Source organism: Ideonella sp. sgz306126 (genome assembly GCF_056032705.1).
The window spans coordinates 80,202-101,599 of sequence record NZ_JBVYWP010000002.1 but is presented as its reverse complement, the minus strand read 5'-3'; the positions used below and the strand labels follow the sequence as shown (position 1 = coordinate 101,599).

Sequence of the window (21,398 nt, the reverse complement as noted above, 5' to 3'; positions counted from 1 at the left end):
TCTGAATCGTGGCCCCGGGCGGCGTCGCCGCCGGGCCCTCCGTGCGCTGGCTGCGCACCGATCTGTCATGGAGTTGGAGCATGCTCTCCTGTTTGAGAAGCGCCGTCCTGCCGCTGCTGGCCGGCGTGGCCGGCCTGGCCCAGGCCGCGCCGCTGAGTTTCACGGCCGCGCTCGATCTGGCCGAGCGCCAGTCGCCCGCGCTGGCGGCCGACACCGCGCAGGTGGAGGCCGCCCGCTCGGCCGCCGGCGCTGCCGGCGCCTGGCCCGATCCCAAGCTGTTCGCGGGGATCGAGAATCTGCCGGTGTCCGGCACCGAGGCCTGGCAACTGCAAGCCGACGGCATGACGATGCAGAAGGTCGGCGTGGCGCAGGACGTGCCGAACGCCGACAAGCGCCATGCCCGCGAGGCGGTGGCCGCGGCCCGCATCGACGTGGCCGACGCCCGCCGCCAGGTGGCCCGGCTGGCCGTGCGGCGGGACGCCGCGCTGGCCTGGCTGGACCTTTACTACCTGCGGCGCAAGGAGCGGCTGCTCGACGCGTTGGACCGCGAGAACGCGCTGCTGGCCCGCACGGTCGCTGCGCAGCTGGCGGCCGGCCGCGGACCGGTCGCCGACGCGGTCGCGCCGCAACAGGAAGCGGCCCAGCTGGCCGACCGGCGCGACGACCTGGCGCGCGACATCGCCCAGGCGCGGTCGCGCCTGGGCCAGCAGCTGGGGTCGCAGGCCGACGATGGCCTGGCCGGCGATCCGCCGCAGTGGACGGTCGATGCGCAGCAGCTGCGCGAGCGCCTGCACCGGCATCCCGACTGGCTGGCCTTCGCGGCCGAGACCCGCCAGGCCGAAGCCGAGCTGCGCGAGGCCCAGGCGACGAAGAAGTCGGACTGGGGCGTCGAGCTGGCCTACCAGCGCCGCGCGCCGCAGTACGGCAACATGGTGTCGATCCAGTTCACCTTCGAGCTCCCGGTGTCGCCGGCCACCCGGCAGGACCCGCTGATCGCCGCGCGGCAGCAGGACCTCAGGCGCATCGACGCCGAACGCGACGGCCTGCTGCGCGAGCACGCCGGCGAACTCGACAGCCGGCTGGCCGAGTACGCCGCGCTGACCCGCCAGCGGGACCGGGCCGAGCACACCGTGCTGCCGCTGATCGAGCAAAAGCTCGCGCTGCAGACCGCCAGCTACCAGGCCGGCAAGGGCGACTTGAACGCGGTGCTCGCCGCGCGCAGGGAGCGCATCGACCAGGACCTGCGCATCGTCGATCTGCAGGCCCAGCAAGCCACCGCGGCCGCCCGGCTGCATTTCGCGGACAGCGGAGACGCGCCATGACCCTCGACAAGATCCAGGCGGCCGTGCTGGCCGCCGTCATCGCGGCCCTCGGCGCCGGCCTCGGCTACGGGCTGGCCTCGCATCGCGCCAGCGCGCCGGCCCAGGGCGCGCCGTCCGGCGCGACGGACGGGCGCAAGGTCCTGTACTGGTACGACCCGATGTCGCCCGGGCAGCATTTCGACAAACCGGGCAAGTCGCCGTTCATGGACATGCAGCTGGTCGCCAAGTACGCCGACGACGGCGCCGCCGAGAGCGGCGTCAAGATCGATCCGGGCATGGCGCAGAACCTGGGGCTGCGGCTGGCGACGGTCGAGCGCGGGCCGCTGACGGCGGCGGTCGACGCGGTCGGCACCGTGCAGTGGAACGACCGTCAGGTGGCCGTCGTGCAGGCCCGCAGCGCCGGTTTCGTCGAACGCGTCTACGCCCGCGCGCCGGGTGACGTGGTGGCCAAGGGCGCACCGCTGGCCGACCTGCTGGTGCCGGACTGGGCCGGCTCGCAGACCGAGTTCCTCGCGCTGCTGGCCTCCGGCGACGCCGGGCTGGCGCAGGCCGCCCGCGAGCGCATGGTGCTGCAGGGCATGCCGGCCGAGCTGATCGACCGCGTCGCCGCGACCCGCCGGGTCCACGCGGTGGTGACGGTGGCCGCGCCGATCGGCGGCGTGATCCAGTCGCTGGACGTGCGCACCGGCATGTCGCTCGGCGCCGGCATGCCGCTGGCCCGCATCAACGGCCTGGATCCCGTCTGGATCGACGTGGCGGTGCCCGAGGCGCAGGCCGGTGGGGTCGCGGTCGGCAACCCGGTCCAGGTCAGCCTGGCCACCGATCCCGGCCGGGCGCTGTCCGGCAAGGTGGTGGCGGTGCTGCCGCAGGCCAATGCGGACAGCCGCACGCTCAGCGTGCGCGTCGAGCTGCCCAACCCCGGAGGGCGGCTGCGCGCCGGCCTGTTCGCGCAGGTCCGCGTGGCCGCCGGCAGCGACGGGCCGGTGCTGCACGTGCCCAGCGAGGCCGTGCTGCGCACCGGCACGCGCAATGTCGTGCTGCGCGCGCTGGACGGTGGCCGCTTCGAGCCGGTGGAGGTCCGGCTCGGCCGCGAAGCCCAGGGCCAGGTGGCGGTGCTCGACGGCTTGCGGGAAGGGCAGCGCATCGTCGCGTCGGGCCAGTTCCTGATCGATTCCGAGGCCAGCCTGCAGGGCGTGCTGGCCCGCATGGCGGGCGCGTCGGACGCTGCTGCGGCTCCCGCGGCGACGGCCTCTGCAGCCTCGGCCGCCGCACCGGCCGCATCGGTGCTCCATGAGGCCGACGGCACGGTCGAGTCGATCGATGGCCGCGAGATCGTGTTGTCGCACGGCCCGGTCAAGTCGCTCGGCTGGGGGCCGATGACCATGCCGTTCCAGCTCGCCGACCCGGCGCTGGCCGCGACGCTCAAGCCCGGCGACCGCGTGCACTTCGGCTTCCGCCAGCGCGACGACGAGAACGTCATCGAGCTGCTGCGCAAGAGCGGAGGTGCGCGATGATCGCCGGCCTCATCCGCGGCGCCATCACCCATCGCTTCCTGGTGCTGCTGGCCACGCTGTTCTTCGCCGCCTGGGGCGTCTGGGCGGTGCGCACCACGCCGGTCGATGCGCTGCCCGACCTGTCGGACGTGCAGGTCATCATCCGCACCAGCGACCCGGGCCAGGCGCCGCAGATCGTCGAGAACCAGGTCACCTATCCGCTGGCCACGACCATGATGTCGGTGCCCGGGGCCAAGACGGTGCGCGGCTATTCGTTCTTCGGCGATTCGTTCGTCTACGTGCTGTTCGAGGACGGCACCGACCTGTACTGGGCGCGTTCGCGGGTGCTCGAATACCTGAACCAGGTGCAGGGCCGGCTGCCGGCCGGCGCCCAGGCCTCGCTGGGCCCGGATGCCACCGGCGTGGGCTGGGTCTACGAGTACGCGCTGGTGGACCGCAGCGGCGCGCACGACCTGTCCCAGCTGCGCAGCCTGCAGGACTGGTTCCTGAAATACGAGCTCAAGAGCCTGCCCAACGTGGCCGAGGTCGCGACCGTCGGTGGCATGGTCAAGCAGTACCAGGTGGTGCTCGATCCGCTGAAGCTGGCAGCCTACCGCATCCCGCAGTCCAAGGTCATCGACGCGATCCGCAAGGCCAACCAGGAGACCGGCGGCTCGGTGCTGGAGATGGCCGAGACCGACTACATGGTGCGAGCCAACGGCTACCTGAAGACGCTGGACGACTTCCGCCACATCCCGCTCGCCGCCACGCCGGCCGGCGTGCCGGTCCTGCTGGGCGACGTGGCGACGGTGCAGGTCGGGCCGGAGATGCGGCGCGGCATCGCCGAGCTGGACGGCCAGGGCGAGACGGTGGGCGGCGTGGTGATCCTGCGCTCGGGCAAGAACGCGCGCGAGACCATCGCCGCGGTCAAGGCGAAGCTGGCGACGCTGGCCAGGAGCCTGCCGCCCGGCGTGGAGATCGTGCCGACCTACGACCGCAGCGAGCTGATCGACCGGGCGATCGAGAACCTGTCGCACAAGCTGCTCGAGGAGTTCATCGTGGTGGCGCTGGTCTGCGGCCTGTTCCTGTGGCATCTGCGCTCGGCGCTGGTGGCCATCGTCTCGCTGCCGCTGGGGGTGATGATGGCCTTCGTCGTGATGCGCTACCAGGGCGTCAACGCCAACATCATGTCGCTGGGCGGCATTGCGATCGCGGTCGGCGCGATGGTCGACGCGGCGGTCGTGATGATCGAGAACGCGCACAAGCGGATCGAGGCCTGGCGGCAGCGCCATCCCGGCGAGACGCTGCGCGGCGAGGCCCACTGGACGGTGATCGCCGACGCGGCGGCCGAGGTCGGCCCGGCGCTGTTCTTCTCGCTGCTGATCATCACGCTGTCCTTCATCCCGGTCTTCACGTTGCAGGCCCAGGAGGGCAGGCTGTTCGGGCCGCTGGCCCTGACCAAGACCTACGCGATGGCCGCGGCCGCCGGCCTGTCGGTGACCCTGGTGCCGGTGCTGATGGGGTACTGGATCCGCGGCCGCATCCCGGACGAGCACCAGAACCCGCTCAACCGCTGGCTGATCCGGCACTACAGCCCCTGGCTGGACGCGGTGCTGCGCCGGCCCCGGACGACGCTGGTGCTGGCGGCGCTGGCGCTGCTGACCACGGCCTGGCCGCTCGCCCGGCTGGGCGGCGAATTCATGCCGGCGATGGACGAGGGCGATCTGCTCTACATGCCCTCGGCCTTGCCGGGTCTGTCGACGGCCAAGGCCGGCGAACTGCTGCAGCAGACCGACCGCCTGATCAAGACCGTGCCCGAGGTGGCCCGCGTGTTCGGCAAGGCCGGCCGTGCCGAGAGCGCGACCGACCCGGCGCCGATGGAGATGTTCGAGACGACGATCCAGTTCAAGCCGCGCGACCAGTGGCGGCCGGGCATGACGCCGGCCAAGCTGGTCGACGAGCTGGACCGGGTCGTGAAGGTGCCGGGCCTGGCCAACATCTGGGTGCCGCCGATCCGCAACCGGATCGACATGCTGGCCACCGGCATCAAGAGTCCGATCGGGGTCAAGGTGTCGGGCACCGACCTGGCCGGGATCGACCAGGTGGCGCAGCAGGTCGAACAGGTGGCCAAGACGGTGCCGGGCGTCAGCTCGGCGCTGGCCGAGCGGTTGACCGGCGGGCGCTATGTCGACGTCGACATCGATCGCGCGGCGGCTGCGCGCTACGGGCTCAACATCGCCGACGTGCAGTCCATCGTGTCGTCCAGCATCGGCGGAGAGAACGTCGGCGAGACGGTCGAGGGCCTGGCGCGCTACCCGATCAACGTGCGCTATCCGCGCGAACTGCGCGACTCGCTCGACGGTCTGCGCCAGCTGCCGATCTTGACCGAGACCGGCCAGCAGATCACGCTGGGCACGGTGGCGCGCCTGCGCGTCAGCGACGGCCCGCCGATGCTCAAGAGCGAGAACGGCCGGCCGTCGGGCTGGGTCTACGTGGACGTGCGCGGACGCGACCTGGCCTCGGTGGTGGCCGACCTGCGCAGCGCGGTGGCGTCGCAGGTCCGGCTGCAGCCGGGCATCAGCATCGCCTACTCGGGCCAGTTCGAATACATGGAGCGCGCCAACGCGCGGCTGAAGCTGGTCGTGCCGGCGACGCTGATGATCATCTTCGTGCTGCTCTACCTGACCTTCGGCGGCGTCGGCGATGCCTTGCTGATCATGGCCACGCTGCCGTTCGCGCTGGTGGGCGGCGTGTGGTTCCTCTACCTGGCGGGCTACAACCTGTCGGTGGCGACCGGCGTCGGGTTCATCGCGCTGGCCGGCGTCTCGGCCGAGTTCGGCGTGATCATGCTGCTGTACCTGAAGCAGGCCACGGCGGCGCGCGAGGCCGACGGCACGCTGCACGGCGAGGCCGATCTCGACCAGGCGATCCGGCACGGCGCGGTGTTGCGGGTGCGGCCCAAGGCGATGACGGTGGCGGTGATCCTGGCCGGCCTGCTGCCCATCCTGCTCGGCAGCGGCGCCGGCTCCGAGGTGATGCGCCGGATCGCGGCGCCGATGGTCGGCGGCATGATCACCGCGCCGCTGCTGTCGATGTTCGTGATCCCGGCGGCGTATCGCTTGCTGCGGCGGCCGCGGCCGCCGCGTCGCGACTGACCGGGCTCAGGGGCCGGCGTGGCGCTGCAGCAGCACGGTCAGCAGCAGCGCGCTGTCCTCGACCGCCGCCACGCCGTGGGCCGTGCCGCCGGCCAGGTAGACCCAGTCGCCGTGCGACAGGGTCCGGTCGCCGTCGTCCAGCGTCAGCGCCACCCGGCCTTCCAGGCAGTGCAGCGTGAGCTCGCCGGCCACCTGGTGCACCGGCAGCGATTTGCCGGCCAGCAGGATCACGTGCATGACTTCCAGCGCGTCGGTCTTGACGATCGCGCGGCTGCGGTGCGCGGCGAGATCGGCCTGGAGCGGGCGCAGGCTGAGCACCTGGGCGGATGTGGCGTGTTCGATGGCCATGACAAGTCCTCCGTGGCGAGATCGAGGGGCCAGTCTGCCCCCTCCGCGATGCCCCCACTGCGGTGGGTGCTGCCCGGCCGTGCCGCCGCGGCGGGTCAGCGCCTGCGCGGCGCGGCCGGCACCGGGCCGGCGATCGCCACCACCTTGCGGCCCGCGCGGGCCGGCGGCGGGGCGGGGCGGGCCGTCGTCACCGACGGGCCGGCGATGTCGTCCAGCGTGACCGCGTCCAAGGCCGCGAAGTAGGCGCCCAGCGCCTGGCCCAGCGCGCCCTTGAGCCGGCAGTGCGGGGTCAGGGTGCAGGTGTCGGACGCGGCATCGAAGCATTCGACCAGCCGGAAATCGGTCTCCGCCGCGCGCACCACGTCGCCGACGCGGATCGACGACGGCGGCTTGAGCAGGCGCAGCCCGCCGCCGCGGCCGCGCGTGGTCTCCAGCACGCCCTGGCGGGCCAGGTCGTTGACGATCTTCATCAGATGATTCTTCGAGACCCGGTGCGCCTCGGCGATCTCGGCGATCGTGACCAGTCGCTCATGGTGGGTCGCGCAGTACATCAGCACCCGCAACGTGTAGTCGGTGTAGTCGGACAGTCGCATCGAAAAGACCCTCTAAAGATGCATTTCTTGTATTGCTTCAAGTCGGCCGGCGACATATCATGCATCAAAAATGCATCTTACAGCCCTGCCTGCCGAACGCCAACCCGCCTCGTCGCCGCCGCCATGAAATCGCCCGTCCTGCCTCTGTTCGTCGCCGCCGCGGCACCCGCGTCCGTGAGTCCGCCCGCGGGCTGGCCGGGGTTGCGCCTGGGCTTCCGGCCGTTCTACCTGCTGGCGGCGGTGTTGGCCTGCGCCGCGGTGCCGCTGTGGGCGGCGATCGCGCTGGGGCGGCTCTCGCCGCGCCTGCCGCTGGCACCGATGCTGTGGCATGCCCACGAGATGCTGTTCGGGTTCGCGACGGCGGTGATCGTCGGCTTCCTGCTGACCGCGGGCAAGGCCTGGACCGGGCTGGCCACGCCGCGCGGCGCCGGCCTCGGCGCGCTGGCCCTGCTCTGGGTCGCCACCCGCATCGCGGGCGTGCTCGGGCCGTACGGGCTCTACGCCGCCCTCGACCTGCCGCTGCTGCCGCTGGTGGCGGGCGTGCTGGCGACGGTGCTGCTGCGCGCACGCAATGTGCGCAACCTGCCGCTGGTGCTGATCCTCGGCCTGCTGTCGCTGAGCAACGCCGCGTTCCACGCCGCGATGCTGGGCTGGCTGGCGCTGCCGCCGCTGGCCGCGCTGCATGCGGGCCTGGCGTTGATCGTGCTCGTCGAGTGCGTGATCGCCGGCCGGGTGATCCCCGCGTTCACCCTCAGCGCGATGCCGGGGCTGAAGCTGGTTCCGCAGCCGCGCCTGGCGCAGGCCACGCTGGCCGCGACCTCGGCCGGGCTGGCCGCCTGGGTGTTCCTGCCCGGCACGCCGCTGGCGGCCGGCGCGCTGGGTCTGGCCGCGCTGCTGCACGCCCTGCGGCTGTGGCGCTGGAAGCCCTGGGTCACCCGCCAGCGCCCCATCCTCTGGGTCCTGCATGCCGCGTACGGCTGGCTGCCGATCGGCCTGGGCCTGCTGGCGCTGAACGCGCTGGGCACGCTGCCCGAGTCGGCCGGCGTGCACGCGCTGACCGTCGGCGCCACCGGTGGCTTGGTGATCGGCATGATCACCCGCACCGCGCGCGGCCACACCGGCCGCCCGCTGAAGGTGTCGCGGCCGGAGGTGCTGGCCTATGCGCTGGTGATGGCGGCGGCCCTGCTGCGCAGCGCGGTGCCGCTGTGGGTGCAACCCGGCACCGGCTGGCCGCTGGCCGCCGCGGCCGCCGCCTGGAGCGGCGCCTTCGCGATCTACCTGAAGGTCTTCACCCCGTGGCTGCTCAGCCCCCGCCTCGACGGCAAGGACGGCTGAGCCCCTTCCTGCAGCGGCCCGCCGGGCCGAGCCGGACCTTTGCATTTCCTCAACGACAAGGACTGACCATGACGACGACGACTGTTTCGACCCTGGACGTGCGCACCCTGCCCCCGGTCGACCGCCACCGCCTGATCTTCGCCCAGCTCGATGGCCTGGCCGAGCGCCAGGCGATCGCGCTGGTCAACGACCACGATCCGGTGCCTCTGCTGCAGCAGATCGAACGGCTGCGTCCGGGGGCGTTCGGCGTCGCCTACCTGGAGCGCGGCCCGGCGATCTGGCGCCTGGAGATCGCCCGGCTGGCACCCGCCGCGCGGGCCGAAGCGGGCAGCTGCTGCTCGGGCGGCGCCTGCTGCGGCTGAGCGCGCACCCATCCCCTCCTCGTCCTGCGCCGGCGCCGCGCCGCGCCTTCACCCGACCTGCCCATGTCCCTGCCGCGAACCATCCCCATCGTCCCGCTGCCGGCCGCGCCGCCGTCATCGCCGGCCCGCGACGGCGCGGGTACCGAACTTGTGTCGATGTATCAGAAGCGCATCGAGATCTACGCCCGCTCGGTGCGCGGCTGGTTCGCCGGCTGGCGCTGGGTCTTTGTCTGGCTCACCCAGCTGTTCTTCTACGGCCTGCCCTGGCTGAGCTGGAACGGTCGCCAGGCGGTGCTGTTCGACCTGGAGGAGCAGCGCTTCTACATCGGCGGGTTGGTGCTGTACCCGCAGGACCTGATCTTCCTGGCCGCGCTGCTGGTGATCTCGGCGCTGGCGCTGTTCCTGTTCACCGCGGTGGCCGGGCGGCTGTGGTGCGGCTACAGCTGTCCGCAGACCGTCTACACCGAGATCTTCATGTGGGTCGAGCGCCACACCGAAGGCGACCGCATCGCCCGCATGCGGCTGGACCAGGCGCCGTGGAGCGCGGCCAAGCTGGCGCGCAAGTCGGCCAAGCATGGCGCGTGGCTGGCGATCAGCCTGCTGACCGGGCTGAGCTTCGTCGGCTACTTCACGCCGGTCCGCGCGCTGGTGTCGTCGGTGGGGCACGGCGCGGTGTCGCCGTGGGACAGCTTCTGGATCCTGTTCTATGCCTTCGCGGTCTATGCCAACGCGGGCTACCTGCGCGAGCAGATGTGCAAGTACATCTGCCCCTATGCGCGCTTCCAGAGCGCGCTGATCGACAAGGATTCGCTGATCATCACCTACGACGCCGGCCGCGGCGAGTCCCGCGGCTCGCGCCCGCGCCAGGCCGACCCCGCCGTGCTGGGCCTGGGCGACTGCATCGACTGCAGCCTGTGCGTCCAGGTCTGCCCGACCGGCATCGACATCCGCAACGGCCTGCAGAACGAGTGCATCGGCTGCGCCGCCTGCATCGACGTCTGCAATGGCGTGATGGGCAAGATGGGCTACGCCCCCGGATTGATCCGCTATTCGACCGAGAACGGCGTGACGCAGGGATTGTCGAAGCGGCAGATGTTCCGGCGTGCGCTGCGGCCGCGGGTGCTGATCTACGGCGGCCTGCTGGCAGCGGCGGCGCTGGCCTTCGGCACCAGCCTGGCGCTGCGCAGCCCATTCCGCTTCGACGTCATCAAGGACCGCGGCGCGCTGGCCCGCGAGGTCGACAACGGCGCGATCGAGAACATCTACCGCATCCAGATCATGAACCGCACCGAGACGCCGCAGCGCTACCGCGTGTCGGCCAGCGGCCCGGCCGGGCTCAGCGTGTCGGCGCCCGAGGTGACGGTGCCGCCGACGAAGATCCGAGACATGGTGGTCAGCCTGCGCCTGCCGCAGGCGGCGGCGGTGCCGCTGCAGGGCCGGTCGGTGCCGGTCCGCTTCACCGTGTCGGCGCTGTCGGGCGTGGCGCGGCAGACGGAGAAGTCGACCTTCCTGGTGCTGCAGTAACGGGCGGCGGCCTCAGGCGGGCCGCTCGCCGCGGCCGGCCATCATCACCGCGGCCTGCACCCGCGAGCTGAGCTTGAGCTTGCGAAGAATGTGCTGCACGTGGATCTTGACCGTGGTCTCGGCGATCGCCAGCGCGCGGGCGATCTCCTTGTTGCTCGCCCCCTGGGCGATGTGGGCCAGGATCTGCTGCTCGCGCGCCGACAGCGCCTGCAGAGGGTCCGCCGGCGCCGGGTCGGCCTCGGCCTGCTGGGCCTGGAAGGCGTTGACCAGCTTGCCGGTCATCTCCGGGCTGATCACCGAGTGGCCGGCCATCGCCCGCTCGATGGCGGCGGCCAGGAAATCGCCGTCGGCGGTCTTGAGCAGGTAGCCGCGCGCGCCGGACCGCAGCGCGCGGGCCAGGTCGTCGCCGTCCTCGCTGACGGTCAGCATCAGGATCTTCGCGGCGGGCGCCGCCGTCTTCAGGTCGGCCAGCGCGTCGACCCCGCGCACGCCGGGCAGGTGGATGTCGAGCAGGATCACGTCGGGCTGCTGCTCGGCGGCGCGCCGCTCGGCCTCGCTGGCGTCGCCGGCCTCGGCAACGACGGCGAAGCGCGGGTCGCCGGCCAGCAGCGCGATCAGGCCGCGGCGGAACAGCGTGTGGTCGTCGACCACCAGGATGCGGATCGGCATGGCAGTCATCCGGTCAGGCCGCCTGCCGGCGTTCGGGCAGCGTCAGCGTGACGCAGGTGCCGGCGCCGGGTTCGCTGGCCACGACCACGCTCGCGCCGATGTTGTGCGCGCGCTCGCGCATGATGCGCAGGCCGACGTGGGTCTGGTCGTCGGCGGCCGGATCGATGGCGAAGCCCTGGCCGTCGTCGCGCACCTCCACGCGCCAGGTCGGGCGCTGCTGGACGGTCACGCGGACCTGGCGCGCCCGCGCATGCTTGCGCACGTTGGACAAGGCCTCCTGCACCACGTGCAGCACCTGGATCTGCACGTCGGCATCGAGCGGCAGGCCATGGCCTTCGATCCGCAGTTCGGTGGCCAGGCCGGTCTGATGCTCGAACTTGCGCAGCGTGGTCTGCAGCGCCGGGGCGATGTCGTCGGGGTTGGCGCGGGTGCGGAAGTGCATCAGCAATTCTCGGACATCGGAGGTGCTCTCGTGCACGCCCGCGTCGAGTTCGTCCAGCGTCTTGTCGATCTGCGCCTGATCCTGCCGGCGCAGCGCGCTGCGCAGCAGGCCGACCTGGATCTTCAGGAAGGCCAGGCTCTGGGCGATCGAGTCGTGCAGCTCGCGAGCCAGCAGGCTGCGCTCCTCGGAGACCGCGGTCTCGCGCTCGAGCGCGCCGGCGCGCAGGCTCTCGGCCGCGCCGGCCAGGTGGCTGGCCAGGGTTTCGAGCAGCGCGCGGTCGTCCGGGGCCAGCGTGACGGCGTGGCGGAAGAACAGATCCAGCTCGCCGACCACGCGCTCCTGCAGCCGCACCGGCACGCGGATCATGGACTCGAAGCCGAGCTGCTCGCAGGACCGCGTCGAGGCGCCGGCGGCGTGCTCGCCGCGGATCGGGATCACGCGCGTGGTGGCCTCGTGCAGCGCGGCGCCGCACAGGCACGCGCCGGTGGCGATGCAGTGCTCGTCGTCCACCAGCGCTTGAGGCAGGCCGTCGCCGGCCAGCAGCACGTAGCGCTGGTTGTCGTCGTTGGCCCAGCGCACCGCGGCGCCGTCGGCCTGGGCGACCCGGCGGATCTGCTCGGCGAAGCCGCGCGCCAGTTCGTCCAGCGTCGCGGCCTGGGCCACGAAGGCGGCGGCGTCGTACAGCGCCGCGAGTCGGGCATGCTGGGCGGCCAGGCCGACGGTCTTTTCCCGCACCTTGGCCTCCAGGTCCTGATAGAAGCCCTGCAGCGTCTGCGCCATGTGGTTGAAGCCGGCCGACAGCGCGCCGAACTCGTCGTCGGACTGCACTTCCACCCGGGCGCTGAAATCGCCGGCGGCCACCTCGTTCAGGCCGGACTGCAGCCGCGACAGCGGGTTGAAGACGAACAGGTAGGCGGCGTAGAGCAGCGTGACGGCGCTGCCGATGGCCAGCGCCACCATCACGAACTGGAAGGCGTTGAGGATCGCGGTCAAGCGCGACATCTGGGTCTCGATCGCCAGCACGAAGGCGTCGACCTTGGCCACGAAGGCTTCGGCCTGGCGGGCGACCTGGCCGGCCGGGTGGTCGAGCCCCGGCTGCCACTGCCGGCGCAGCCGCAGCCAGTCGCGCTGCACCTCGGCGAAGGCGGCCTGCGAGCGGCCGTCCTGCGGCACGAACAGCGGCCGTGCGGGATCGCCGGTGCGCAGCAGCAGCACGGTCTGGTCGAAGTCGGCGAGGAAGGTGGCGATGCGCTGCGCGTCGCCGCCGGCCAGGGTCTGGGCCAGGCGCCAGGTCTGCATGCGCATGCGGCCGGCTTCGTTGACGGCGGCCGCCCCGCCTTCGAGCTGCCAGGTGACCCACAGCGTCAGCCCGATCGAGATCAGCGCCATCACCAGCAGCGAGCCACCGATCGCGCCCAGCTTGGCCGACAGGCTCCAGCCCTTGCGCCGCGGCCCGCGCGGCGCCGCCGTGGCGGTGTCCGCGGCCGCGGGCGCGCTCCGGGGCCGGTCGCCCGGGTCGTCCGGGAGGAACGTCGGCGGGTTCACCGCGCGGGCCCGCGGGCGCCGCGCCGCCGGGCCATCTCGTCGCCCATCGCGGCCAGCGCGTCCGGGCCGAGCTGCGCGGTCGCGAGCGGGTAGGCGTCGCGCTCCTCGGTCGCGATGTGGTCGCGGTAGAGCGCGCCGAAGGCCTGCCCGCGCGGGCCGAAGCCGGCAGGCGGCAGGTGTCGATCGGCCACCGCCTGCACATCGGCGCGCAGCGCCTCCCATTGCCGGGTCATCTGGCGGTGGTCGGCCTGCAGGCGTTCCACCAGCGCCAGCACGCGGGGCGCGGCCGTGGCGCGCAGGACCGGAAAGACGTGGCGTTCCTCGTCCTCGTGGTGGGCCGGGCCGGCGAGGTCGAAGTAGCGCAGCACGTCCAGCGCCGCCTGGCGGGCGTCGGCGTCGGCGCCGTGGCGCTGCAGATGCTGCTGCAGGCGCTCGAGCAGCGTCAGCATGCGCTCGACCCGCTCGTGGCAGGCCACCAGCATCTCGAACGGCTGGTCGAAGCCGGCCGCCGGCGCGGCGTGAAGCGAGAGGGGGGTGGTCATGGCGCGGGCTGCAGCAGAGGGGAGAAGGCGCCCAGCGGGCGGTGGGTCCAGGCGATCGACGCGATGAACAGGAAGACCAGCAGCGCGGCGCCATAGCTGGCCCGCTGACCGGCCGGGCTGCGGGCGCGCTTGAGCGCGAACGACCCCAGCACGATGTAGACCCCCAGCCAGGCCAGCTTGGCGGCCAGCCACGGCGAGCTCGACAGGTGCAGCCCCAGCAGCGCCCACAGCGACAGGCCGGCGGCCAGCAGCAGCGTGTCGACGGTGTAGCTCAGCCAGCGCCAGCGCCGGTCCATCACGCCGCCGCGGCCGGCCAGCCGCGCCGCGCCGCGCCCGGCGAACAGCGCGCCGCTGCAGGCCACCAGGCTCACGTGGACGGCCTTGAGCGCCGGGTAGATCTCGATCGGTGCCATCTGTCGATGATGCCTCAGCGGCGGCGGCATGGCGGCGGCAGGGGCGGCCGCCGGCGCGCCGCGGCCCTCATTGCACCAGCGGCGAATCGGCGGCTTCGAGCGCGACCCCGACGATGCGGGCCTGCCCCGCCAGCAGCTGCAGGTACTGGCGCAGCGCGGTCGCGAAGGCCTGGCGCTGCAGCGCCTGGGCCAGCGCGGGCCGCACGGACTCGAACGGCGGGATGGTGCCGGGCTCGCGCGCCAGCACCTCCACCACGTGCAGACCGAAGCGGCTGCGCACCAGGCGCGGCAGCACGCCCACCTCGGGATGGCCGAACAGCTCGGCCCCCAGCTCGGGAGCGCAGTCGCCCGCGCTCAGCCAGCCCAGGGCGCCGCCCTGCTCGCCGCTGGGGCAGTTCGACTGCGTGCGGGCCACCTCGGAGAAGCGATCCTCGGCCACGGCGCCGTCGGGCGCGACCTGGCAGCGCAGGTCCAGCAGGCAGGCCTCGGCGCGCTGGCGCAGCGCGGCCACATCCAGCCCGGGCGTGACCGCGAACAACACGTGGCGCGCCAGCACCCGTTCGCCGATCGCGTAGCGGGCGGGGTGGGCGTCGTACAGGCGCCGGCAGGCGTCCTCCGACGGGTCGGGCAGCGGCAGCTCGCGCTCCAGCAAGGTCTCGATGGCCGCCGAGGCCTCGTCCGACACCGCGCCGTCGGTCGGCTCGGCGTCCGTCGGGCTCAGCAGGCCGGCGCGGATTGCGGCCTGGCGCAACAGTTCGGTGCAGGCGCGCTGGCGCAGCGCCGTCGGGTCCAGCGCCTCGTCGGGGCGCAGCAGGGGCACGCCGTTGATGCGGGCCAGCTCGGTCGTCGTGGTCATGGTCAGGGTCATGGCTGGGCTCCGACGATCACAGCGAACGGCGGGGCTGCGTGTGGCCGGCCGGCAGGTTCAGGCGCCGCGAGCGCACGATCTGGTACGGGCGGAACAGGTAGCTGACCGAGGCCAGACCGCTCCACACATGCACCAGGCGGCTGAAAGGCAGCAGCAGGAAGATCGTCATGCCCAGCACCATGTGCAGCTTGAAGGGCCATTCGATCACCGCCAGCGCGCCGGCCTCCGGGCGGAGCGTGACGATGTGCTGGGCCCAGTCGGCCAGGATCAGCATCGCGTGGGCATCGGCCCGGTGGGCGAACGAGAACGGCAGCGTCACCAGCCCGAGACTCAACTGGATCCACAGGATGACCAGGATCGCCAGGTCGGTGCGGTGGCTGGTCAGGCGGATGCGCGGGTCGAAGATGCGCCGGTGCAGCAGCAACGTCAGCCCGACGAAGCAGACCAGCCCCGCCAGGCCGCCCGAGACCACCGCCACCATCTGCTTGGCCGGCGCGCTGATGAAGGGCTCGTAGACCGCGTGCGGTGTCAGCAGGCCCACCGTGTGGCCGAACAGCAGGAACAGGATGCCGACGTGGAACAGGTTGCTGCCCCAGCGTAGTTGGCCGGCGCGCAGCAGCTGCGACGAATCGCTCTTCCAGGTGTACTGGTCGCGGTCGAAGCGGGCCAGGCTGCCCATCAGGAACACCGACAGGCAGATGTAGGGGTAGACGGTGAAGAAGAAGGTCTGGACGGCGGTGCTCATGGTCGCGCTCCCGGTTGGGCTGGGCGGGGAAGGTCGGCGGGCGGCCGTTGGACGATCTGGATCGGCTGCGACGAGCCGGGCCGGGCCTGGCCCTGGACCGAGCAGCCATCGAAGGCCAGCGGCTCGGCCCAGCTCTCGTCGAGCGGCATCTCGGCGGGCACGTTGACGGCCTGGGCGGGCTCGCCCGCCAGGTCGAGCACCGCGGCCAGCACGCTGGCGTAGGGGCTGCGGCGCTGGAGCAGCGCGCTGAAGATCACCCGCAGCAGGTGGCTGAGCTCGCGCAGGAAGTCGCGGGCCTGCGCCGGCGGCTGGGTCGAGGCGTACTCCAGCACCACGCTCAGGTGATCCGGCAACTCGCCCGGCGCGAGGTACAGGCCGGCCTGCTCATAGGTCTTGAGCAGGTCCACCATCGCCGGGCCGCGGTCGCGCGAGTCGCCGTGCACATGCTCGAACAGGTGCAGCGCCGTGCCGCGTCCGCGGTCGAAGACCTCGACATAGGCTTCCTCGGCGCCGAGCGTGGTCGTGCCGGCCAGCCGGTCGAGCAGCGCCGCCAGCTCGGCGCGGCGGCCGGCCGACAGCGCCTGCTCCTGCTGCAGCGCCTGGTTCATTTCCTGCGCATGGGCGCGCAGCGCCGCGTCGGGGTAGCTCAGCAGGTGAGCCAGCACGCGCAGCGTCCGTGACATCGTCTTCATCTCACAGCTCCGCCTTGATGGGAATGGTGCGCTTCTTCTCGCTGCCGAACAGGCTGGTCTCGGTCGTGCCCTCGCTGCAGCCGTTGCCGAAGCTGAAGCCGCAGCCGCCGCGCACGTTGAACGCGTTCTCGGCGTACTCGCGGTGCGTGGTGGGGATGACGAAGCGGTCCTCGTAGTTGGCGATGGCCATCGTGCGGTACATGTCCTCGACCTCCGCCTTGCCCAGGCCGACCTGGTTCAGCACCTCGGCGTTGTCGACCCCGTCGACATGCTTGCCGCGCTGGTAGGCCCGCATCGCCAGCATGCGTTCCAGCGCGCGCACCACGGGGCCGGTGTTGCCGGCGGTCAGCAGGTTGGCCAGGTACTGGACGGGTATGCGCAGCTGGTTGACGTCGGGGATCTCGCCGTTGGCGCCGACGTGTCCGGCGCTCGCCGCGGCGGTGATCGGCGACAGCGGCGGCACATACCAGACCATCGGCAGCGTGCGGTACTCCGGGTGCAGCGGCAGCGCCACCTTCCAGTCCACCGCCATCTTGTAGACGGGGCTGCTGCGGGCGGCCTCCAGCCAGTTCTCGGGAATGCCGTCGCGGCGGGCCTGGGCGATCACCTGCGGGTCGTGCGGGTCGAGGAAGATGTCGAGCTGGGCCTGGTACAGGTCCTTGTCCTTCTCGACGCTGGCGGCTTCCTGGATGCGGTCGGCGTCGTACAGCAGCACGCCCAGGTAGCGGATGCGGCCGACGCAGGTCTCGCTGCACACCGTAGGCTGGCCGGCCTCGATGCGCGGGTAGCAGAAGATGCACTTCTCGGCCTTGCCGCTCTTCCAGTTGTAGTAGATCTTCTTGTAGGGGCAGCCGCTGACGCACATGCGCCAGCCGCGGCATTTGTCCTGGTCGATCAGGACGATGCCGTCCTCCTCGCGCTTGTAGATGCTGCCGCTGGGACACGAGGCCACGCAGGCCGGGTTCAGGCAGTGCTCGCACAGCCGCGGCAGGTACATCATGAAGGTGTTCTCGAACTGCCCGTAGATGTCCTTCTGGATGTCGTCGAAGTTCCTGTCCTTGGAGCGCTTGCTGAACTCGCCGCCCAGGATCTCCTCCCAGTTCGGGCCCCAGACGATCTTCTCCATGCGCTGGCCGGTGATCAGGCTGCGCGGCCGCGCGGTCGGCGCGTGCTTCATCTCGGGCGCCGACTGCAGGTGGTCGTAGTCGAAGGTGAACGGCTCGTAGTAGTCGTCGATCTGCGGCATGTTCGGGTTGGCGAAGATGCGCATCAGCAGCTTCCACTTGCCGCCCTGTCGCGGCTCGATCGCACCGTTGGCCTTGCGCACCCAGCCGCCGTGCCACTTGTCCTGGTTCTCCCATTCCTTGGGGTAGCCGATGCCGGGCTTGGTCTCGACGTTGTTGAACCAGGCGTATTCGACGCCGGGCCGGCTGGTCCAGACGTTCTTGCAGGTGACGCTGCAGGTGTGGCAGCCGATGCACTTGTCCAGGTTCAGCACCATGCCGATCTGTGCGCGAATCTTCACGGGTTTTCTCCTTGACCTTGGTAGGCGGCGGCGAGATGGTCGTCGCGCGGCGTGTCCAGCCAGTCGACCTTGTCCATCTTGCGCACGACGACGAACTCGTCGCGGTTGGAGCCGATGGTTCCGTAGTAGTTGAAACCGTAGCTCTGCTGCGCGTAGCCGCCGATCATGTGGGTCGGCTTGAGCACGACGCGCGTCACGCTGTTGTGGATGCCGCCGCGCACGCCGGTGATCTCCGATCCCGGTGTGTTGATGATCTTCTCCTGCGAGTGGTACATCATCACCATGCCGGGCTTGACCCGCTGGCTGACCACCGCCCGCGCGGCCACCGCGCCGTTGACGTTGAACAGCTCGACCCAGTCGTTGTCGACGATGCCGGCCGCCTTCGCGTCGTCCTCGCTGAGCCAGATCACGGTGCCGCCGCGGTTGAGCGTCAGCATCATCAGGTTGTCGCTGTAGGTGCTGTGGATGCCCCACTTCTGGTGCGGCGTGATGAAGTTGAGCAGGATTTCCGGGTGGCCGTTGCCCCGGATGTTGTGGATGCCGGAGGTGGTCTTCAGGTCCACCGGCGGGCGGTAGCTGGAGAAGCCCTCGCCGAAGGCGATCATCCACGGATGGTCCTGGTAGAACTGCTGCCGCCCGGTCAGCGTGCGCCAGGGGATCAGCTCGTGCACGTTGGTGTAGCCGGCGGTGTAGCTGACGGTCTCGCTCTCGATGCCGCTCCAGGTCGGGCTGCTGATGATCTTGCGCGGCTGGGCCTGGATGTCGCGGTAGCGGATCTTCTCGTCCTCGCGGTAGAGCGCCAGGTGGGTGTGGTCGCGCCCGGTCTGCCGTCCCAGCGCCTGCCAGGCCTTGACCGCGACATGGCCGTTGGTCTCGGGCGCGAGCTGCAGGATGACCTCGCAGGCGTCGATGTCGCTGACGATCTTCGGCAGGCCCTGGGTCACGCCCTCGGTGAGGGTCCGGCCGTTGAGCTGGCCGAGCTGCTCGACCTCGGTGCCGGTCTTCCAGGCGATGCCCTTGCCGCCATTGCCCAGCTGGTCCATCAACGGACCCAGCGCGATGAAGCGCTTGTAGACGTTGGGGTAGTCGCGCTCGACCAGCGTGACCTGCGGCGCGGTCTTGCCGGGGACCAGCTCGCACTGGCCCTTCTTCCATTCGTGCACGCCCATCGCCTGCGCCAGCTCGGCCGGCGTGTCGTGCATCAGCGGGGTCAGCACCACGTCCTTCTCGACGCCCAGGTGGCCGACGCAGACCTCGCTGAAGGCCTTGGCGAAGCCCTTGTAGATCTCCCAGTCGGAGCGCGCCTGCCAGACCGGGTCGATGGCCGCGCTCAGCGGGTGGATGAAGGGATGCATGTCGCTGGTGTTGAGGTCGTTCTTCTCGTACCAGCTGGCGGTGGGCAGCACGATGTCGCTGTAGAGGCAGGTCGTGCTCATGCGGAAGTCCAGCGTCACCAGCAGGTCGAGCTTGCCTTCGGGCGCCTGCTCGTGCCAGACGACCTCGGCCGGCCGGGCCTCGTCGCGGCCCAGGTCCTTGCCCTGCACGCCGTGCTCGGTGCCGAGCAGGTGCTTGCAGAAGTACTCGTGGCCCTTGCCGCTGGAGCCCAGCAGGTTCGAGCGCCAGACCAGCATGTTGCGCGGCCAGTTCTGCGGCGCGTCGGGGTCCTCGCAGCTCATCTGCAGCGTGCCGTCCTTGAGCGCGCGGGCGACGTAGTCCCTCGCGTCCAGGCCGGCCGCGCCGGCGTCCTTGGCGACCTGCAGCGGGTTGGTCCTGAGCTGCGGGGCCGACGGCAGCCAGCCCATGCGCTCGGCGCGCACGTTGTAGTCGATCATGCTGCCGGAGAACAGCGCCCGGTCGGCCGCGCTCAGCGTCGGCGAGACGATCTCGTCCATGCCGAGCTTCTCGTAGCGCCACTGGTCGGTGTGGGCATAGAAGAAGCTGGTGCCGTTCATCTGGCGCGGCGGGCGGATCCAGTCCAGCGCGAAGGCCAGTGCCGTCCAGCCGGTCTGCGGGCGCAGCTTTTCCTGGCCCACGTAATGCGCCCAGCCGCCGCCGCTCTGGCCGATGCAGCCGCACATCATCAGCAGGTTGATGACGCCGCGGTAGTTCATGTCGGCGTGGTACCAGTGGTTCACGCCCGCGCCGATGATCACCATCGAACGGCCGCGGGTCTTGTCGGCGTTGTCGGCGAACTGGCGTGCGACGGTGATGATCTGGTCGCGCGGCACCCCGGTGAGGGTCTCGGCCCAGGCCGGGGTGTAGGCGGCGTCGGCGTCGTAGCTCGCGGCGCCGCTGCCCAGGCCGCGGTCGATGCCGTACTGCGCGGCCTGCAGGTCGAACACCGTGGCCACCAGCGCGTGGCGCTCGTCGCCGGCCTTGCCCAGGCGCAGCCGCACGGCCGGCACCCTGACCCGGTTGACGTCACCCTGCTGGGCGTTGGCGGTGAAGTGCGGCGTGCTGACGCCGCCGAAGTAGGGCAGCGCGACGTCGATCACCTCGTGCGCCTGCGGCCCGTCTTCCATCACCGAGAGCTTGAGCCTGACGTCGGCGCCGTGGCGGGCCTCCTTGGCCTCCAGGTTCCAGCGGCCCAGGTCGGCGCGCTCCTCGGCGCCCCAGCGAAAGCCGATGCTGCCGTTGGGCAGCACCGCGCGGCCGTCGGTGTCGAAGGCCACCGTCTTCCACTCGGGGTTGTTGGACTGGCCCAGCCGGCCGTTGAAGTCGCTGGCGCGCAGGTAGCGGTCGGGCACCCAGGTCGCGCTGCCGTCGGCCAGCGTGTGCTCCTTGAGCATCACCAGCAGCGGCAGGTCGGTGTAGCGGCGCGCGTAGTCGTCGAAGTACGGGCTGCGTTTGACGAAGTAGAACTCGTTCAGCGCCACGTGGCCCATCGCCATCGCCAGCGCCGCGTCGGTGCCCTGCTTGGGGTGCAGCCAGAGATCGGACAGCTTGGCGACCTCGGAGTAGTCCGGCGTCACCGCGACGGTCTTGGTGCCCTTGTAGCGCACCTCGGTGAAGAAGTGCGCGTCCGGCGTGCGCGTCTGCGGCACATTGGAGCCCCAGGCGATGATGTAGCTGCTGTTGTACCAGTCGGCCGATTCCGGCACGTCGGTCTGCTCGCCCCAGACCTGCGGGCTGGCCGGCGGCAGGTCGCAGTACCAGTCGTAGAAGCTCAGCGGCACGCCGCCGATCAGGTTCAGGTAGCGGCTGCCGGCGGCGTAGCTGACCATGCTCATCGCCGGGATCGGCGAGAAGCCGACGATGCGGTCCGGCCCGTGCTTCTTGATCGTGTAGACGTTCGCCGCCGCGATCATCTGGTTCACCTCGTCCCAGTGGCTGCGGACGAAGCCGCCCATGCCGCGCACCTTCTGGTAATCGCGCCGGGCCTCGGGGTTCTCGACGATGCTGGCCCAGGCGTCGACCGGCGTCCTGGCGGTCTTGAGCGCGTCGCGCCAGCGCGCCAGCAGGCGGCCGCGCACCATCGGGTACTTCACCCGGTTGGCGCTGTAGAGGTACCAGCTGTAGCTGGCGCCGCGCGCGCAGCCGCGGGGCTCGTGGTTGGGCATGTCCCAGCGCGTGCGCGGGTAGTCGGTCTGCTGGGTCTCCCAGGTGACGATGCCGCCCTTGACGTAGATCTTCCACGAGCAGGAGCCCGTGCAGTTCACGCCGTGCGTGCTGCGCACGATCTTGTCGTGCGCCCAGCGGTTGCGGTAGGCGTCTTCCCAGGTGCGGTCTTCGCCGGTGACCTTGCCGTGGCCGTCGGAGAAGCTCTCCTGGGGCAGGCGGAAGTGGGTCAGGCGGTCGAGAAAATGGCTCATGGTCGTGGGTCCG

General features: G+C 71.3%; 17 protein-coding genes. 6 read left to right on the top strand and 11 right to left on the bottom strand.

The genetic code is table 11. The annotated features are described in order from the left end of the window. Positions 1–80: 80 nt before the first annotated feature. From AC0N04_RS04845 to AC0N04_RS04835, 3 genes are read left to right on the top strand one after another with little or no spacing between them, the layout of a single operon-like run. Positions 81–1,322 carry a TolC family protein gene (locus AC0N04_RS04845; protein ID WP_474279231.1) on the top strand — a complete coding sequence of 414 codons (1,242 nt, stop codon included), beginning with the start codon at positions 81–83 and terminating at the stop codon, positions 1,320–1,322. Further along, on the top strand, positions 1,319–2,836 hold the full coding sequence (locus AC0N04_RS04840; protein ID WP_474279229.1) for an efflux RND transporter periplasmic adaptor subunit: 1,518 nt from the start codon (positions 1,319–1,321) through the stop codon (positions 2,834–2,836). The genes AC0N04_RS04845 and AC0N04_RS04840 overlap by 4 nt, the downstream gene beginning before the upstream one ends. Then, the gene (locus AC0N04_RS04835; RefSeq protein WP_474279227.1) at positions 2,833–5,970 is read left to right on the top strand and encodes an efflux RND transporter permease subunit; all 3,138 of its coding nucleotides are present in this window, start codon (positions 2,833–2,835) and stop codon (positions 5,968–5,970) included. The genes AC0N04_RS04840 and AC0N04_RS04835 overlap by 4 nt, the downstream gene beginning before the upstream one ends. A gap of 6 nt (positions 5,971–5,976) precedes the next feature. Here the strand turns inward: AC0N04_RS04835 and AC0N04_RS04830 are convergent, their stop codons facing one another. Both AC0N04_RS04830 and AC0N04_RS04825 read right to left on the bottom strand, forming a co-directional pair. Then, positions 5,977–6,318 carry a cupin domain-containing protein gene (locus AC0N04_RS04830; protein ID WP_474279225.1) on the bottom strand — a complete coding sequence of 114 codons (342 nt, stop codon included), beginning with the start codon at positions 6,316–6,318 and terminating at the stop codon, positions 5,977–5,979. A 95-nt stretch (positions 6,319–6,413) separates the two neighbouring features. Beyond that, positions 6,414–6,911: an RrF2 family transcriptional regulator gene (locus AC0N04_RS04825; protein ID WP_474279223.1), complete on the bottom strand. Its 498-nt coding sequence runs from the start codon at positions 6,909–6,911 to the stop codon at positions 6,414–6,416. Between the two features lie 123 nt (positions 6,912–7,034). On the opposite strand from AC0N04_RS04825, the gene AC0N04_RS04820 reads away from it, so the two are divergent. The 3 genes from AC0N04_RS04820 (at position 7,035) to ccoG (ending at position 10,132) form a co-directional block, all read left to right on the top strand. Then, positions 7,035–8,246, top strand: a complete 1,212-nt coding sequence (locus AC0N04_RS04820) for an NnrS family protein (protein ID WP_474279221.1) — start codon at positions 7,035–7,037, stop codon at positions 8,244–8,246. A 68-nt stretch (positions 8,247–8,314) separates the two neighbouring features. Further along, positions 8,315–8,608, top strand: coding sequence for a DUF2249 domain-containing protein (locus AC0N04_RS04815; RefSeq protein WP_474279219.1), 294 nt, complete (start codon positions 8,315–8,317; stop codon positions 8,606–8,608). Between the two features lie 63 nt (positions 8,609–8,671). Further along, on the top strand, positions 8,672–10,132 hold the full coding sequence (gene ccoG / locus AC0N04_RS04810) for a cytochrome c oxidase accessory protein CcoG (RefSeq protein ID WP_474279217.1): 1,461 nt from the start codon (positions 8,672–8,674) through the stop codon (positions 10,130–10,132). Between the two features lie 12 nt (positions 10,133–10,144). On the opposite strand, the gene AC0N04_RS04805 is transcribed toward ccoG, so the two are convergent. From AC0N04_RS04805 to AC0N04_RS04765, 9 genes are all read right to left on the bottom strand, one after another. Next, entirely contained in the window at positions 10,145–10,810 is a 666-nt protein-coding gene (locus tag AC0N04_RS04805) for a response regulator (RefSeq protein WP_474279215.1), read from the bottom strand. A gap of 4 nt (positions 10,811–10,814) precedes the next feature. Next, positions 10,815–12,788, bottom strand: a complete 1,974-nt coding sequence (locus AC0N04_RS04800; protein WP_474279213.1) for a type IV pili methyl-accepting chemotaxis transducer N-terminal domain-containing protein — start codon at positions 12,786–12,788, stop codon at positions 10,815–10,817. Then, positions 12,785–13,330 carry a hemerythrin domain-containing protein gene (locus AC0N04_RS04795; protein WP_474279211.1) on the bottom strand — a complete coding sequence of 182 codons (546 nt, stop codon included), beginning with the start codon at positions 13,328–13,330 and terminating at the stop codon, positions 12,785–12,787. Before AC0N04_RS04795 ends, AC0N04_RS04800 begins: the two co-directional genes overlap by 4 nt. Next, positions 13,327–13,743 (bottom strand): SirB2 family protein, encoded by a 417-nt coding sequence (locus AC0N04_RS04790; RefSeq protein WP_474279209.1) that lies wholly within the window; start codon positions 13,741–13,743, stop codon positions 13,327–13,329. The genes AC0N04_RS04795 and AC0N04_RS04790 overlap by 4 nt, the downstream gene beginning before the upstream one ends. Before the next feature lie 67 nt (positions 13,744–13,810). Then, positions 13,811–14,611 (bottom strand): peptidylprolyl isomerase, encoded by an 801-nt coding sequence (locus tag AC0N04_RS04785; protein ID WP_474279207.1) that lies wholly within the window; start codon positions 14,609–14,611, stop codon positions 13,811–13,813. A gap of 16 nt (positions 14,612–14,627) precedes the next feature. Continuing rightward, the gene (narI, locus tag AC0N04_RS04780) at positions 14,628–15,356 is read right to left on the bottom strand and encodes a respiratory nitrate reductase subunit gamma (protein ID WP_474279205.1); all 729 of its coding nucleotides are present in this window, start codon (positions 15,354–15,356) and stop codon (positions 14,628–14,630) included. After that, positions 15,353–16,048, bottom strand: a complete 696-nt coding sequence (narJ, locus tag AC0N04_RS04775) for a nitrate reductase molybdenum cofactor assembly chaperone (protein ID WP_474279203.1) — start codon at positions 16,046–16,048, stop codon at positions 15,353–15,355. The genes narI and narJ overlap by 4 nt, the downstream gene beginning before the upstream one ends. A gap of 1 nt (position 16,049) precedes the next feature. Further along, positions 16,050–17,573 carry a nitrate reductase subunit beta gene (gene narH / locus AC0N04_RS04770; RefSeq protein WP_474279201.1) on the bottom strand — a complete coding sequence of 508 codons (1,524 nt, stop codon included), beginning with the start codon at positions 17,571–17,573 and terminating at the stop codon, positions 16,050–16,052. Then, a complete protein-coding gene (locus AC0N04_RS04765) occupies positions 17,570–21,385 on the bottom strand; it encodes a nitrate reductase subunit alpha (protein ID WP_474279199.1) in 3,816 nt (1,271 codons plus the stop codon). The genes narH and AC0N04_RS04765 overlap by 4 nt, the downstream gene beginning before the upstream one ends. Positions 21,386–21,398: the final 13 nt, after the last annotated feature.